Origin of the sequence: Actinomadura geliboluensis, assembly GCF_005889745.1 — a bacterium.
GTDB lineage: Bacteria > Actinomycetota > Actinomycetes > Streptosporangiales > Streptosporangiaceae > Spirillospora > Spirillospora geliboluensis.
In genome coordinates this window covers 1-14325 of record NZ_VCKZ01000243.1, presented here as the reverse complement: position 1 = coordinate 14325, position 14325 = coordinate 1, and the positions used below count along the sequence as shown (strand labels likewise).

General features: G+C 75.2%; 13 protein-coding genes and 1 tRNA gene. 5 read left to right on the top strand and 9 right to left on the bottom strand.

Features of this window, described 5'->3' with window-relative positions; all coding sequences use genetic code 11:
- Nucleotides 1–75 precede the first annotated feature (75 nt).
- Nucleotides 76–966, top strand: coding sequence for a hypothetical protein (locus tag ETD96_RS28090; RefSeq protein ID WP_138639503.1), 891 nt, complete (start codon nt 76–78; stop codon nt 964–966).
- Nucleotides 966–2093 carry a glycerate kinase gene (locus ETD96_RS28085; RefSeq protein WP_138639502.1) on the top strand — a complete coding sequence of 376 codons (1128 nt, stop codon included), beginning with the start codon at nt 966–968 and terminating at the stop codon, nt 2091–2093. Before ETD96_RS28090 ends, ETD96_RS28085 begins: the two co-directional genes overlap by 1 nt.
- Here ETD96_RS28085 and yczE read toward each other — a convergent pair.
- Nucleotides 2090–2713 (bottom strand): membrane protein YczE, encoded by a 624-nt coding sequence (gene yczE / locus ETD96_RS28080; RefSeq protein WP_138639501.1) that lies wholly within the window; start codon nt 2711–2713, stop codon nt 2090–2092. The two genes, ETD96_RS28085 and yczE, sit on opposite strands and share 4 nt — an antisense overlap.
- Nucleotides 2714–2809: 96 nt before the next feature.
- On the opposite strand from yczE, the gene yczR reads away from it, so the two are divergent.
- On the top strand, nt 2810–4279 hold the full coding sequence (gene yczR / locus ETD96_RS28075; protein WP_138639500.1) for a MocR-like transcription factor YczR: 1470 nt from the start codon (nt 2810–2812) through the stop codon (nt 4277–4279).
- A 25-nt stretch (nt 4280–4304) separates the two neighbouring features.
- Here yczR and ETD96_RS28070 read toward each other — a convergent pair whose 3' ends face one another.
- The 5 genes from ETD96_RS28070 to fdhD all read right to left on the bottom strand — a co-directional run bounded on the left by ETD96_RS28070 (nt 4305) and on the right by fdhD (nt 10223).
- Nucleotides 4305–4739 carry a CBS domain-containing protein gene (locus tag ETD96_RS28070; RefSeq protein WP_138639499.1) on the bottom strand — a complete coding sequence of 145 codons (435 nt, stop codon included), beginning with the start codon at nt 4737–4739 and terminating at the stop codon, nt 4305–4307.
- A 98-nt stretch (nt 4740–4837) separates the two neighbouring features.
- A complete protein-coding gene (locus ETD96_RS28065) occupies nt 4838–6451 on the bottom strand; it encodes a phytoene desaturase family protein (RefSeq protein ID WP_138639498.1) in 1614 nt (537 codons plus the stop codon).
- Between the two features lie 50 nt (nt 6452–6501).
- Entirely contained in the window at nt 6502–8190 is a 1689-nt protein-coding gene (locus ETD96_RS28060) for an SDR family oxidoreductase (RefSeq protein WP_138639497.1), read from the bottom strand.
- Between the two features lie 153 nt (nt 8191–8343).
- The gene (locus tag ETD96_RS28055) at nt 8344–9279 is read right to left on the bottom strand and encodes a metal-dependent hydrolase (protein ID WP_138639496.1); all 936 of its coding nucleotides are present in this window, start codon (nt 9277–9279) and stop codon (nt 8344–8346) included.
- A gap of 131 nt (nt 9280–9410) precedes the next feature.
- Complete coding sequence (gene fdhD, locus ETD96_RS28050) at nt 9411–10223, bottom strand: formate dehydrogenase accessory sulfurtransferase FdhD (RefSeq protein WP_138639495.1); 813 nt, start codon at nt 10221–10223, stop codon at nt 9411–9413.
- A gap of 268 nt (nt 10224–10491) precedes the next feature.
- Between fdhD and ETD96_RS28045 the strand changes: the two genes are divergently transcribed.
- A complete protein-coding gene (locus tag ETD96_RS28045) occupies nt 10492–10818 on the top strand; it encodes a DUF4333 domain-containing protein (protein ID WP_171069272.1) in 327 nt (108 codons plus the stop codon).
- Nucleotides 10819–10849: 31 nt separating this feature from the next.
- Here the strand turns inward: ETD96_RS28045 and ETD96_RS28040 are convergent, their stop codons facing one another.
- From ETD96_RS28040 to ETD96_RS28030, 3 genes are all read right to left on the bottom strand, one after another.
- The gene (locus ETD96_RS28040) at nt 10850–11032 is read right to left on the bottom strand and encodes a DUF3099 domain-containing protein (protein ID WP_138639493.1); all 183 of its coding nucleotides are present in this window, start codon (nt 11030–11032) and stop codon (nt 10850–10852) included.
- 68 nt (nt 11033–11100) lie between these two features.
- Nucleotides 11101–11196 (bottom strand) — tRNA-Sec (locus tag ETD96_RS28035).
- Nucleotides 11197–11206: 10 nt separating this feature from the next.
- Nucleotides 11207–13102 carry an AMP-dependent synthetase/ligase gene (locus tag ETD96_RS28030; RefSeq protein WP_138639492.1) on the bottom strand — a complete coding sequence of 632 codons (1896 nt, stop codon included), beginning with the start codon at nt 13100–13102 and terminating at the stop codon, nt 11207–11209.
- A gap of 178 nt (nt 13103–13280) precedes the next feature.
- Here ETD96_RS28030 and selD point away from each other — a divergent pair, with 178 nt between their 5' ends.
- The gene (selD, locus tag ETD96_RS28025; protein WP_138639491.1) at nt 13281–14273 is read left to right on the top strand and encodes a selenide, water dikinase SelD; all 993 of its coding nucleotides are present in this window, start codon (nt 13281–13283) and stop codon (nt 14271–14273) included.
- The last annotated feature ends 52 nt before the right edge of the window (nt 14274–14325 follow it).

Genomic DNA, 14325 nt, shown 5'->3' with positions numbered 1-14325 from the left:
GTCCCCGCAAGATCCGCACCCCGCCGTGCCGGAACCCGGCGCGCTCACCCTCGAAGCGCCCTCGGGAGGTGCGCGATGAGCGGCCGCCATGCCCGTCCCGAACCCTGGGACGACGGGACCCTCGACTCGCTGCTGGTACTGGTCGCCGAGAGCCTCGGCTACCGCTGCACCCCCGCGCCCGGCGAGGTGATGCTGCTGGAGGGCGCGAACCGGCTGCACGTGAGCCTGCGCGACCTGCGGCAGCTCGCCCGCCTCGTGCCGCGCGACGACTGGCCGGCGCTGGTGTCCGACCATGTCACCACGATCGTCACCGCGATCGAGGAGCCGCTGGACCTCAGCGACTTCGACCTCGCCCAGCACCTGCTGCGCACCCGCATCTACCCGGCGGAGGCCGACAACGGCGTCCTCGCCGCCCGGCCGTTCGCGCCCGGCCTGATCGAGGCCGTCGTCGTCGACACGCCCACCACGGTCCGCACCGTCACCACCGACGAGATGGACGGCTGGCCCGTCTCCGGCGACGCGCTGTTCATGCTGGGCCGCGCCAACGTCCGCGCCGACGGGCCCCTCCAGCTCGACGAGCAGGACCTCGGCGGCGTCCGCGTCTCCGTCCTGCACGGCTGGACGTTCTACGCCGTCACGCACCTGGCGTGGCTGGAGGAGTACCTGCCGATCGGGCCGTACGGGGCGCTGGTGATCGCGCCGAACCGCAGCCTGATCGTCGCCCACCCGCTGCGGATCGCCGAAGGGCACCCGCGGGCGCGGTACCGGGCGGCCGTGGCGGCGGCGACCGAGCTGCAGGCGCAGGCCCACCGCGCCTACGAGGAGGGCCCCGGCTCGCTCAGCCCGCACCTGTACTGGTGGCGCGCGGGCGAGCTGACCTACCTGGAGACCCGCTACGAGGGCGACACGATGGTGCTGCCGGAGGAGTTCGCGTCCGTCCTCGCCACGCTGGCGGCCGAGCACTGATGCGGATCGTCGTCGCGCCCGACTCGTTCAAGGGCAGCCTGTCCGCGGCGGAGGTGTGCGCCGCCGTCGCGGCGGGCGCGCGCCGGGCCGTGCCGGACGCCGAGGTCGCGGCGGTGCCGATGGCCGACGGCGGCGAGGGCACCCTCGACTGCTTCCTGGCCGCCCGCGGCGGCGACGCCGTCGAGGTCGCCGCCGCCGACCCGCTGGGCCGCCCGGTCAAGGCCCGCTACGCCCTGTCCGGCGACGGGCGCTCCGCCGTGGTGGAGCTGGCCGCCGCGTCCGGGCTGCCGCTCGTCGAGGACGTCCCGCCCGATCCGCTGAACGCCGCCACCCACGGCACCGGCGAGCTGATCGCGGACGCGGTGCGGCGCGGCGCCCGCGAGGTCCTCGTGTGCATCGGCGGCAGCGCCAGCACCGACGGCGGCACCGGGCTGCTGCGCGCCCTCGGCGTCCGCTTCCTGGACGCCGCCGGCGCGGAGCTGCCGCCGGGCGGCGCGGCCCTCGCCCGGCTCGCCGCGATCGACGACTCCGCGCTGCCGGACGCGGTCCGCGCGACCCGGTTCCGGGTCGCCTGCGACGTCACCAACCCGCTCGTCGGCCCGGCCGGCGCCGCCGCCGTGTTCGGCCCGCAGAAGGGCGCGTCGCCCGCGCAGGTCGCCGAGCTGGACGCCGCCCTCACCGTCTTCGCCGACGTGCTCGCCGCGCGCGGCGGGCCCCGCGTCCACGACCTGCCCGGCGCGGGCGCGGCCGGCGGCACCTGCGGCGGCCTCGTCGGGGTGCTCGGCGCCGAGCCGGCCGCCGGGGCCGAGCTCGTCGCCGCGGCGGTCGGACTCCCGGCCGCCCTCGCCGGCGCCGACCTGGTCGTCACCGGCGAGGGCCGGGTCGACGGGCAGAGCGCCGGCGGCAAGGTCGTCTCCGCCGTCGCCGCGCTCGCGCGCGACCGCGGCGTCCCCTGCCTGGCCCTGGCCGGCGGCGTCGCCGGGCCCCTGGACGAGCTGCACGCGCTCGGCCTCACCGCCGCGTTCAGCCTCGCCGACGGGCCCCGCACCCTGGCGGAGCTGAAGGCGGACGCCGCGCCGCTGCTGGCCGCCGCGGCGGAGCAGGCCGTCCGCCTGTTCGCCCGCTAGGCGGGGGCCGGCTCCGGCTCGGGCGCGGGTTCCGCCGCCGGAGCCTTCACCGTCAGCATCGGCAGGAACACGTGCGTCAGCGGGCCGATCGCCAGCGCGTACAGCACCGTCCCGAGGCCGACGGTGCCGCCGAGCAGCCAGCCGGCGGCGAGCACGGCCAGCTCGATCCCGGTCCGGACCACGCGGAGGGAGTGGCCGCGCGCGGCGATCCCGGTCATCAGCCCGTCGCGCGGGCCGGGGCCGAGGCCCGCGCCGATGTAGCAGCCGGTCGCCACGCCGCCGACGAGCACCGCGACGACGAGGAACCCCCAGCGGAACGCGAGCGCGTCCGGGGCGGGCAGCAGCCACAGGAACAGGTCGGCGAACACGCCGACGAGGACGACGTTGCTGATCGTCCCGATCCCGGGCCGCTGCCGCAGCGGGATCCAGGCGAGCATCACCACCGCGCCCGCGATGATGATCCACGCGCCGATCGACAGTCCGAAGCGGCGGGAGAGCCCCTGGTGGAAGACGTCCCATGGATCGTTCCCGAGGCCGGACGACACCTGGAGGGCGATCCCGAGCCCGTACAAGGCCAATCCAACGTAGAGCTGCACGAGCCGTCGCGCCATCAAGGCCATTATCCGCCTCCAACACCATGAGTGGCCATCTTCCGGACCCACTCTGGCGTGAAGTGGACTGGTACTTGTAGGGCCAATTATGCGAAAGTGGCTTGTATGAGCACCCGCTATGTGAGCGGCCCGCACCTGGCCCGGCTGCTGGGGGACGTCTCGCGGGACCGCCCCGTCTACGCCGCGCTGGCCCGGTCGGTGCGCGCCCTCGTCCTGGACGGGCGGCTGGCCCTGCGCACCCGGCTGCCCGCCGAACGCGACCTCGCCGCCGCCCTCGGCGTCAGCCGCACCACCGTGACGACCGCCTACGACCGGCTCCGCGAGGAGGGCTACATCGAGAGCCGGCAGGGCGCGGGGAGCTGGACGGCGCTGCCCCCGGTGCGGATGTCGGCGGTCGAGCGGCGCACCGACGCGCCCCCCGGCGGGCTGTACGGCAAGGCGTACCCGGTGCCGGACGACGGGTCCTTCATCGACCTCGGCTGCGCCACCCCCGGCGCCCCGGCGATCTTCGAGGAGGCCGTCGCCGCCGCCGTCGCCGAGCTGCCCCGCTACAGCTCGGGGCCCGGCTACGAGCCCGCCGGGCTGGCCGGGCTGCGCGAGGTCGTCGCCGCCGGGTACACCGCGCGCGGCGTCCCGACCCGCGCCGACCAGATCGTCGTCACCACCGGCGCCCAGCACGCGTTCACGCTGCTGACGCAGCTGCTGGTGGAGCCGGGCGACGCCGTCATGGTCGAGCGCCCCACCTACCCGCACGCGCTCGGCGCGCTGCGCCGCCGCGGCGCCCGGCTCGTCCCGGTCGGCGTGAACGAGGGGTGGGACATCGAGCTCGCGGCGGGCGCGATGCGGCAGGCCGCCGTCCGGATGGCCTACACCGTCCCCGACTTCCACAACCCGACCGGGTACCTGATGCCGGCCGCGGACCGGGCCGCGCTCGTCGACGCCGCGCGCCGCGCCGACGCCTTCCTCGTCGCCGACGAGACGTTCGCCGACCTCGCCCACGACCTGGACGCGCCGCGCGAGGCGCCGCTGGCCGCCTACGACGGCGGCGGCCGCGTCATCACCATCGGGTCGGCGTCCAAGCTGCTGTGGGGCGGGCTGCGCATCGGCTGGGTCCGCACGACCGCGCCGCTGGCGCGCCGCCTCGTGCTGGCCCGGGAGCCGTTCGACATGGCCAGCCCGGTGCTCGACCAGCTGATCGTCCGGGAGCTGCTGCTGCGGGTGGAGGAGGTCCGCGCCGAGCGCGCGCGGACCCTGCTGCGCGGCCGGGACGCGCTCGCCGGGGCGCTGCGCGAGCTGCTGCCCGGCTGGGAGTTCCGGCTGCCCGCCGGCGGCATGTCGCTGTGGGCGCGGATCGGCGCGCCCGTCGCGACGGCGCTGGCGGAGGCGGCCGAGCGGCTCGGCGTCCGGGTCGTCGCCGGGCCGGTGTTCGGCGCGGACGGCGTCCTGGAGGACTACGTCCGGCTGCCGTACGTGCTGCCGCCGGACGCGCTGCGCACGGCCGTCGAGCGCCTCGCCGTGGCCCACCGGGAGGTCATGGCGGCCCCGGCGGCCCGGACGCTGCCCGCCTACGTGTGACCGCGCCCCCGCCCGTCGACGGGCGTCAGGGGACGTTCTGGATGTAGCCGACCAGGTGCTCGCGCTCGTTCTCCAGCTCGTCGATGGCGCTCTTGACGACGTCGCCGATGCTGACGATCCCGGCGAGCCGGCCGTCCTCGACGACGGGCACGTGCCGGAACCGGTGCTCGGTCATGGTGCGGCGCAGGTCCTCGACCTTGTCGCCGGGGCCGCAGCTGCGGACCTCCGCGGTCATGATCTCGGTGACGGGCCGGTCCAGCAGCGCCGCGCCGCGGTCGTGCAGCCTGCGCACGACGTCGCGCTCGGACACGATGCCGGAGATCGACGTGCCGTCCGGGGAGACGACCACCGCCCCGATGTTGTGCTCCGCCAGGACGGCGAGCAGGTGCCGCACGGTGGCGTCGGGCCGCACCGTGGCCACCGCGTCCCCTTTCCGTCGAAGGATGTCGCGAATCCGCATGCCTCACGCTCCGCTGCCGGTCGCCGGGTGGCCGCCACCCGCGTCGTCCTGACAAGGTCGCATGTTCCGGCGCCGAGGAAAACCCCGCGCCGGTAAACCTACGGCGCGAGGAGCCGGCTCAGGCCCCGCAGGGCGGGGGTGAGGACGCGGCCGGCAGGCCCGGCGTGGGCGAGCGCGGCGCGGGCGGCGTTGGCCCCGCAGGCGCCGTGCACGCCGCCGCCGGGATGGGCGGACGCGGACGCCAGGTACAGGCCCGCGACGGGGGTCTCGGCCCGGCCGAGGCCGGGGACGGGCCGGAACACGAGCTGCTGGTGGATCAGCGCGGTCCCGCCGTTGAGGGCGCCGTTGACGAGGTTGGCGTCGTGGTCGGCGAAGGCGGGCGGCGCGGTGACGCGGCGGGCGGTGATCCGGGCGCGGAAGCCGGGCGCGAGGCGCTCGACGACGCCCTCCAGGCGGGCCGCCATGGCGTCCCGCTCGCGCTCGTCCCAGGCGCCGGTGATGCCGTCGGGGCCCGCGTCGGCCCGCACGCGGTGGGGGACGTGCGTGTACGCCCACACCGACTCGGTCCCGGCGGGGGAGCGGGCCGGGTCCGCGGTCGTCATCTGGCCGAGCAGCGCGAACGGCTCGGCCGGCACGCGGCCGGTGGCGAGGTCCGCGCTGTAGTCGGTCAGCGCCTCCATGCCGGGGGACAGGTGGACGGTGCCGGCCCGCCCGGCGTCCGGGGACGCCCAGGGGATGGGGCCCGACAGCGCCCAGTCGACCTTGAAGGTGGCGTGGTCCCAGTCGAAGCGGCGCATGTCGTCGCGCAGCGAGCCCGGCAGGTCGGACCAGCCGACCAGGCCGCCGTAGAGCGCGGGCGCGGCCACGTCCGCGAGCACGGCCCTGGCCGCGCGCACCGCCTCCCCGGACGCGGTCCGCACGCCGAGCGCGCGCCCGCCGCGGACGACGACCGACGCGACCAGGACGCCGCAGCGGACCCGCCCGCCGCGCGACTCCAGCCGCCGCACGAGCGCGGCCGTCAGCTCGCCCGCCCCGCCCTCGGGGACCGGCCAGCCGTCCCGCTGGCCGATCATCGCGAGCAGCCAGCCGAACACCGAGCCCGCGGTCGACTCGGGGAACATGTCGGTGTGCAGCGCCGACCCGGCGAGCAGCAGCGGCCCGCCCGGCCCGGTGAACTCCTGCTCCCCGAGCGTGCGGACGGGCGCGAGCAGCCGCCGCACGGCCCGCAGGCCGCCCGCGCGGCGCAGCGCCGCCGCCAGCGGCAGCGCCGCCCGGACCGGCGGGAACGGGGTGAACAGGGCCCGCAGGACGTCGTCGCCCGTCTCGTCCCACATGGCGCACAGCCGCAGCCACGCCTCGCCGTCGCCCGCGCCCAGCGCCTCCAGGCTCGCGGCGGTCGCGTCGCGGTCGCGTTCCAGGACGGCGGAGCGCCCGTCCGGCAGCGGGTGCGCGAGGACGGCCGGCGCGTGCCGCCAGCGCAGCCCGTGCCGTTCGAGGTCCAGCGCGCGCATGACGGGCGACGCCGCGCCGAGCGGGTAGAACGCGCTGCACAGGTCGCTGACGTAGTCGGGGTGGACGCCCCGGTCGCTGCGCACCGCGCCGCCCGGTTCGGGCTGCGCCTCCAGGACCTCGACGTCCCAGCCCGCGTCGGCCAGCATGTTGGCCGCGACGAGCCCGTTGTGCCCCGCCCCGATGACCACGGCGTCCGCCATGCGGCATCCCTCCCGGTGATCACCCTAGGGGGTGTCCGGGCGGGCGGCGGTCAGCCCCGCGCGCCGCCCGGCTCGCGGCGGGCGAGCAGCCGCACCGCCCCCGGCGCCGCGCGGGCGGCCAGCCGGGCGGGCCGCGCCGACGGCGTCACGGCGACGGCCCGGTCGGCGCGGACGGCCGCGACGATCCGCTCGGCGACCCGCTCCGGCCGCGCCCGGGGGCCGGCGCAGGCGGCGGTGACCCCGATGCCCTTGCCCTTCAGTTCGGCGCGCAGGCATTCCGACAGCATCAGCACGGCCGCCTTGCTCGTGGCGTAGCCGGGCCGGGCGCGCGACGGCGTGAACGCGGCGGCCGACGCGGTGTTGACGATGTGGCCGCCCTGGCCGCGCTCCGCCATCTGCCGGGCGAAGAGCCGCGAACCGTGGACGGCGCCCCCCAGGTTGACGTCCAGCAGCGTGCGCCAGTCCTCGGTGGAGTGGTCGAAGAAGGAGCCGGCCAGGGCGGTGTCCGCGGCGTTGACGACGACGTCCGGTACGCCGTGCTCGTGCAGGACGGCCTTGGCGAAGTCCTCCATCGCGGCGGGGTCGGACACGTCCACCCGGTGGGCGTGCCCGCGCGGCCCGGCCAGCCCGGCGAGTTCGGCGGTGCGCTGAGCGGAGGCGAGGTCGAGGTCGGCGGCGACGACCTCGGCGCCGCGCTCGGCGAACGCGAGCGCCGTGGCGCGGCCGACGCCGCCGCCCGCGCCCGTGACGACGACGAGCGAGCCGCCGAACGGCGACCGCCCCGGCCGGACCCGCGCCCGCTCCAGGGCCCGGGACTCGGCGGCCGTCAGCGGGCCGCCCTCGACGGACGTGACGTGCTCGGCGACGCACCGCGCGACGAGGCCGGGGTGGCTGCGCGGCACCCAGTGCCCGGCGGCGACGGGCCGCAGCGACAGGTTCGGGACGCGCTCGCCGAGGCCGCCCACCAGGTGCGGCGAGACGAACAGGTCCCTGGTCGGGACGATCACCTGCGTCGGGACGTCCGTGCGCCGCTCGCGCGGCCCGCGCAGCCCCCGCAGCATGTTCGCCCGGTACAGGCCGACGCCGGCCGCGGCGTCGCGCGCCATGGTCCGGGCGGGGTGCCCGGGGCGCGGCGGGACGCCCTCGCCCAGGGCCAGTGCGAGGTTGAACGGCTTGGTCATCCCGGCCATCCACAGCAGTTCCGGCAGGACCGGCGTCTGGAAGGCGTAGATGTACCAGGACCGCAGGCCCTGGCCCATGGCCCGGCGCAGGTTGGCCGGGGTGGGGCGGGTGAGGTTGCGCCGCATCCAGTGCCCGACGTGGTCCAGGCAGGGGCCGGAGATGGAGGTGAAGGAGGCGAAGCGGTCCGGCATGGTGCACGCCGCCTCCCACCCCTGGATCGATCCCCAGTCGTGCCCGACGAGGTGCACCCTGCGCTCGGGCGCGGCGGCGTCCAGCACGGCCCTCATGTCGGACATCAGGTAGTCGAAGGTGTAGCGCCTGCGGCCGAACGGCCGCGACGACGCGCCCGCGCCGCGCACGTCGTAGCGGACGACGTGGAACCGCCCGGCGAGCAGCTCGGCCACCTCGTCCCACACCGCGTGGGTGTCGGGGTAGCCGTGGACGAGCAGCACCGTGGGGCGCGAGGGGTCGCCCTGCTCGTAGACGGCGAGGTCGACGCCGTCGCCGCGGACCCGGCGCCTGCGGGCCGGGGGGCCGCCGACCGCTTTATTAGACATCTTGGTAATAAATCGCCGAATCGCCCCGGGGTCAAGGGGACGCGGCGTGAGCCCCGCCACGCATGGAGAAGAAGGACCCGCGGAGAACGAGGGCCCGTACGGCGCGGCGGTACGGGCCCTCGGGCAGGGACGGCAGGGGAGTGGGCGGAGCGCCTAGTACGGGTCGTAGCCCGCGGCCTTCGCCGCCGGGGACTGCATCAGGTACTCAAGCGCGCGCGGGGTCGAGCACACCTTCGAGGGGTGGTGGTTCGGCTTCAGGTAGACGGGCGCCTCGCCGAGCAGCAGCTTGAAGATGCCGGGCACGTGCCCCAGCCGGACCGACCGCCGGTAGGAGCGGTACACCCGCAGCGGCGTCACCCGCTTCTTGATGGTCGGGTCCTGCTTGAGCAGGTACAGCGACCCGCCGATCAGCGCCCAGTACAGGAAGAACAGCGACACCACCCAGGCCGCGACGCGCGTCGGGTAGCGGCCGCCCATGGCCTTGTAGACGTCGAACACCACCGACCGGTGCTCGACCTCCTCGGCCCCGTGCCAGCGCAGCAGGTCCAGCATGGTCGGGTCCACGCCGGCCTTCTCGAACCGCTCGTTGTCCATGATCCACTGGCCGAGGACGGCGGTGTAGTGCTCGATCGAGGCGACGGCGGCCAGCTCGAACCGCAGCCGGCGCCGCCAGGCCCGCGGGTTCCGCTCCTTCAGCGCCGCCATCTGCGCGGGCCGCTCGGCGTTGCCCTTGGCGGCCGCGTCCGTGATCCGGGAGACGTCGATGCCGTTGGCCTCCAGGATCTGGTCCAGCACGCCCTGGTGGGACCGGGCGTGCACCATCTCCTGGCCGATGAACCCCTTGATCTCCTCCAGCAGCCGCTCGTCCTTGATATGGGGACGGGCGTCCTTGACGCACTGGATGAACCACTTCTCGCCCTCCGGCAGGACGATGTGGAACGAGTTGATGATGTGCGTGGCGACCGGGTCGCCCGGCACCCAGTGCAGGGGCGTCGCCGACCAGTCGAAGCTCACCCGCCGAGGCTTGATCGGCGGGTGGCGCTCGTCGATTCCGGTCGCCGGTGCGCCGCCTGTCAGGGGCCTCGTCATGCCGTCCTCGCTCTCCGCGCGCGCGTGTGTGCGTTGAGGCGACAGTCAACTCTTGCGGAGGGTGCGGTTTCTTGGGTCCGAACCAACAAGTTACCGCTTGGTTTTAGCCCCGTGATGACAAGTGGCGCCCTTCACAGGGCGATTCGCTCCGCTCCCGCGTACACGTTCATGGTCTCGCCGCGCAGGAAGCCGACCAGGGTCATGCCGGCGTCCTCGGCCAGCTCCACCGCCAGCGACGACGGCGCCGACACCGCGGCCAGCACCGGGACGCCCGCGGTCATCGCCTTCTGCGTCAGCTCGAACGACGCGCGCCCGCTCACCATCAGGACCGTTCCGGCCAGCGGCAGCCGCCCCTGCCGCAGCGCCCACCCGACGACCTTGTCGACCGCGTTGTGCCGCCCGACGTCCTCGCGCACCGCCAGCAGCTCGCCGCCGGCGCCGAACAGCCCGGCCGCGTGCAGCCCGCCCGTCCGGTCGAACACCCGCTGCGCCTTCCGCAGCCGCTCCGGCAGCACCGCCAGCACCTCGGGCGCGATCCGCAGCGGGTCGGCCCCGACCTCGTACGGCCGGTCGGCGCGCAGGGACTCGATGCTGGACTTCCCGCACACGCCGCACGCGCTCGTCGTCGTGAACGCCCGGGTCATCGAGTCGTCCGGCGGCGCCACGCCGGGCGCCAGCGCGACGTCGAGGGTGTTCTGCTCGGCGGTGTCGGCGCAGTAGCGCATGGCGGCGAGGTCGCCCGCGTCCCCGATGACGCCCTCGGCCGCCAGGAACCCGGCGACCAGGTCGAAGTCGTGGCCCGGGGTGCGCATCGTGATCGTGAGCGGCTTGCCGGCGACGCGGATCTCCAGCGGCTCCTCCACCGCGAGCGTGTCCGGCCGGCGGCCCCGCGCCCCGGTCGTGCTCACCCGCAGCACGGGCTTGCGCACGGTGATCCGCCCCATGCCGTGACCGTACCCCGGATACCCGTGAGTAACGAAAAGTTCGATCCGCTCTGTCCCCTTTTTGGTCCCTTTCTCCTCGGGACGGGGCGCCCTGGTGCCCGGGGCGGCCGGGGACCGACCATCGGAACGTACCAACGGCGCCCCACAGGGGACCGGAGCGCCGGCCGGCCACGCGCACGACCACGTACGCACAGCCATGTACGCACAGCCATGTACGCACGACCGCGTACGCACAGCCACGCACAGGAACACGGGGAGCACGACACCGATGCGCAAGTACCTTGCCGTACCCGCCCTCATCGGCGCCCTGGCGCTGACCACCGCCGCCTGCGAGGTGACCAAGACCGTCTCCGCCGACGCGGTGGAGAAGCAGATCGTCGCCAAGTTCGGCCCGCCCTTCGACGACGGCGGCATCGGCCCGGCGACGGCCGACTGCCCGGAGGACCTCAAGGGCGAGATCGGTACCACGATCGAGTGCGTCGTCCACGACGCCAAGGGCGGCGCCTACCCGCTGATCGTCACCGTCACCGCGGTCGAGGGCGACCAGGTCCGCTTCAGCATGAAGGAGCCGCCGCAGCCGAAGGGCGCCGAGTAGCGCCGGGCGCGCAGGCGCGGCCCGGGGGAGGTCAGTCGCGGCGGTCGATGTTCCAGTTCGCCACGATCGCCGCGAACGGCGGGATGATGAGCGCCGCGACCGACATCGCGATCGCGGCGGCGTGCGACCAGTGCCGGACGACGGCCCAGGCCAGCACGAACAGCAGGAGGCACGTCCCCATCATGATCCCGTAGGCGATCTTCCGGCGCCTCATACCCCCCACGCTACGCCGGTGCCCACGTGCCGCCGCGTCCCCCCGCCCGCGGGCGGGGGGACGCCGGGTGGCGGAGGCGTACGGGAATCGAACCCGCCGTCCCGAGATCCTCGGGACCGTCGGCTTTGAAGGCCGGGGAGGCCACCAGGCGCTCACACGCCTCCGCCGATGATCTTAGCCCGCGTAGAGGGCGTCGATGTCGGGCGAGTACTTGGTGTGCACGACGCGGCGCTTGAGCTTGAGCGTCGGGGTGAGCTCCTCGCTCTCGGCGGTCCACTCGGCGGGCAGCAGCCGCCACTTCTTCACCTGCTGGACGCGGGCGAGGCGGGCGTTGGCGTCCTCGACGGCCCTCGCGACCTCCTCCCGCACGACGGGGTGCTCGGCGAGGGCGGCGAGGTCGGTGGTGTCGATGCCGTGGGCGGCGGCCCAGACGGGGGCGACCTCGCCGTCCAGGGTGATGAGGGCGACCACGTAGGGGCGCCGGTCCCCGAAGGCGAGCGCCTGCCCGATGAGCGGGTGCTCCTTGAGGTGGTTCTCGATCAGGGACGGGGCGATGTTCTCCCCGCCCGCGGTGATGATCAGCTCCTTCTTGCGGTCGACGACGGTGAGGAAGCCGTCGGCGTCCAGGCGGCCGACGTCGCCGGTGCGAACCCAGCCGTCGGCGTCGATGAGGTCGGCGGTGGCGTCCGGCCGGTTCAGGTAGCCGGGGGTGCAGGTGGCGCCGCGGACGAGGATCTCGCCGTCCTCGGCGAGCTTCAGCTCCACCCCGGCGAACGGGCGGCCGACGGTGCCGAGCTTGAAGGAGTCGGCGAGGTTGGCGGTGATGGCGCCGGTCGTCTCCGTCATCCCGTAGGCGTCGAAGATCTTCAGGCCGAGGCCGGAGAAGAACCGGGCGACCTCCACCGGCAGCGGCGCGGCGGCGCTGGAGGCCTGCCGGACGCGGTCCAGCCCGAGCAGCGCGCGCATGGGGGTGAGGACGGCCCGATCGGCCCGCTCGAACGCGGCGGTGATCTCGGGGGTGAGGGTGTTGCCGAACTCCTGGGCGGTGACGTAGGCGCGGCCGGCCTCCAGGGCGGCGGCGACCGCCTGCTTCTTGGCCTCGTCCTGCTCGGCCGACAGCACCGCCTGGATGCCCGCCATGATCTTCTCCCAGACGCGGGGCACGCCGAAGAAGGAGTGCGGCCGCACCTCGGCGAGGACGCTGGTGAGCTGGGCGGGGTCGGGGCAGAAGTGGACGTGGGACGCCAGCCGAATCGGCAGGTAGTAGCTGAGGACGCGGTCGGCGATGTGCGCGAACGGCAGGTAGGAGACCCCGGCCGGGTGCTCGGGCAGCACGGAGCTGCGCTCCACCATCTCGGCCTCGTGCAGCACCATCGAGTGGGTGATCAGCACGCCCTTGGGGTCGCCGGTGGTGCCGGAGGTGTAGAGGAGCGTCACGGTGTCCTCGGGCTTGACCGCCCGCCAGCGGCGCTCGATGCCGGCCGGGTCGGCGGCGAGCCGCTCGCGGCCGAGCGCGGTGAACGCCTCCCAGCTGAGGTAGCGGTCGCCGTCCGGGCAGGCGGCGGCGTCCACCACGATGACCTTGCGCAGGTCGGGCAGCCGGTCGAGGACGGGCTGCCAGCGGTCGAGCTGGGCCCTGCCGTCCAGGACGGCGTACTTGGCGGCGCAGTCCCCGGCCACGAACGCGATCTGGTCGGGCGCGAGCGTCGCGTACACGGTGGTCGGGACGCCGCCGGCGTGCACGGCGCCGAGGTCGGCGAGGACGTGCTCGGAGCGGTTCGGCATCATCAGCGCGACCACGTCGCCGGGCTCCAGGCCGAGCGCGGCGAACCCGGCCGCCGCCTCCAGCGCCCGGGTCCGGGTGTCGGCCCAGGTCAGGGTGCGCCACTCGCCGTCGATCCGGTCGGCGTAGGCGGGCCGGCCGCCGTGCCGCTCGACGGTCGCCGCGAGGTTCGTGCAGACCGTCTGCCCCGCTACGGCCTGATCCGACTCGGCCTCCCGTCCTCCAGCCCCCTCCCGCCGCCGTTCAGACGACGAGCTCCGCTCGGCCGGTTTGTCTGGAATCCCCATGTCGCCCCTTGAAGTAAGTGATGACTTGCAGAGGGGGAATCGCATCATGCCGAACGGGGTTCGGACAAGGGGTTCGCGGTTTTCCGCGCTGGTCGGACGGGATGTTCGCCGTTCGGTGACCGCCCCCGTACTGTCCGTTTCTTGATCATTTGCGATAGTTGTGCGTTAAATCGTGCGGGTGACCAGCCTCGCCCCCGTCGCCCGCCTGACGCAGTACGCGCACGGCGGCGGCTGCGCCTGCAAGATTCCGCCCGGGGTGCTGGAGCGGGTCGTGACCGGCCTCACCGGCGGCGACGACGCCCTGCTGGTCGGCGGGCCGGACGGCGACGACGCGGCCGTGCTGCGGATCGACGGCGGCCGGGCCGTGGTCTCCACCGCCGACTTCTTCACCCCCGTCGTCGACGACGCCTACGACTGGGGCCGCATCGCCGCCGCCGACGCCCTCTCCGACGTCTACGCGGTCGGCGGCGAGCCCCTGATGGCCGTCAACCTGCTCGGCTGGCCCGTCGACGCGCTGCCCGCAGAACTCGCCCGCGAGGTGCTGCGCGGCGGCCGGGACGCCGCGGCGCTCGCCGGCTGCGCGATCGCGGGCGGGCACAGCATCGACGACCCCGAGCCCAAGTACGGGCTCGCCGTCACCGGGATCGCCGACCCGGACCGGCTGCTGCGGCTGGACGCCGGCCGACCCGGCGTCCCGCTGTCGCTGACCAAGCCGCTCGGCCTCGGCGTGCTCAACGCCCGGCACAAGGCGACCGGCGAGGTGTTCCCGGACGCGGTGGAGACGATGACGCGGCTCAACGCCGACGCGGGGATCGCCGCGCTGGAGCGCGGCGCCGCGTGCGCGACCGACGTGTCCGGGTTCGGGCTGCTCGGCCACCTGTACAAGGTGGCGCGGGCGAGCGGCGTCACGGCCGTCGTCGACGCCGCCGCCGTCCCCTACCTGGACGGGGCGCGGGCCGCCGTCCGGGACGGGTTCGTGCCCGGCGCGACGCGGCGCAACCTGGCGTGGGTGTCCCCGCACACCGACTTCCGCCGCATCGGCGAGGAGGAGCGGCTGCTGCTGGCCGACGCGCAGACCTCCGGCGGGCTGCTGGTCGCCGGGGAGGTCCCGGGCGCCCCGGTGATCGGCGAACTGGTCGCGCGGGAGCGGCGCACCCTCGTCGTCCGCTGACCCTCGCCGCCCGTGTCGCGGCCCGTGTCGCCGCCCGCGACGCGGGTAGGGG

What these genes read in the sequence shown, in the direction of transcription:
- ETD96_RS28090 (WP_138639503.1), top strand. Translation starts at nt 76, where the DNA reads ATGAGCGGCCGCCATGCCCGTCCCGAACCCTGGGACGACGGGACCCTC.
- ETD96_RS28085 (WP_138639502.1), top strand. Translation starts at nt 966, where the DNA reads ATGCGGATCGTCGTCGCGCCCGACTCGTTCAAGGGCAGCCTGTCCGCG.
- yczE (WP_138639501.1), bottom strand. Translation starts at nt 2,713, where the DNA reads ATGGCCTTGATGGCGCGACGGCTCGTGCAGCTCTACGTTGGATTGGCC.
- yczR (WP_138639500.1), top strand. Translation starts at nt 2,810, where the DNA reads ATGAGCACCCGCTATGTGAGCGGCCCGCACCTGGCCCGGCTGCTGGGG.
- ETD96_RS28070 (WP_138639499.1), bottom strand. Translation starts at nt 4,739, where the DNA reads ATGCGGATTCGCGACATCCTTCGACGGAAAGGGGACGCGGTGGCCACG.
- ETD96_RS28065 (WP_138639498.1), bottom strand. Translation starts at nt 6,451, where the DNA reads ATGGCGGACGCCGTGGTCATCGGGGCGGGGCACAACGGGCTCGTCGCG.
- ETD96_RS28060 (WP_138639497.1), bottom strand. Translation starts at nt 8,190, where the DNA reads ATGTCTAATAAAGCGGTCGGCGGCCCCCCGGCCCGCAGGCGCCGGGTC.
- ETD96_RS28055 (WP_138639496.1), bottom strand. Translation starts at nt 9,279, where the DNA reads ATGACGAGGCCCCTGACAGGCGGCGCACCGGCGACCGGAATCGACGAG.
- fdhD (WP_138639495.1), bottom strand. Translation starts at nt 10,223, where the DNA reads ATGGGGCGGATCACCGTGCGCAAGCCCGTGCTGCGGGTGAGCACGACC.
- ETD96_RS28045 (WP_171069272.1), top strand. Translation starts at nt 10,492, where the DNA reads ATGCGCAAGTACCTTGCCGTACCCGCCCTCATCGGCGCCCTGGCGCTG.
- ETD96_RS28040 (WP_138639493.1), bottom strand. Translation starts at nt 11,032, where the DNA reads ATGAGGCGCCGGAAGATCGCCTACGGGATCATGATGGGGACGTGCCTC.
- ETD96_RS28030 (WP_138639492.1), bottom strand. Translation starts at nt 13,102, where the DNA reads ATGGGGATTCCAGACAAACCGGCCGAGCGGAGCTCGTCGTCTGAACGG.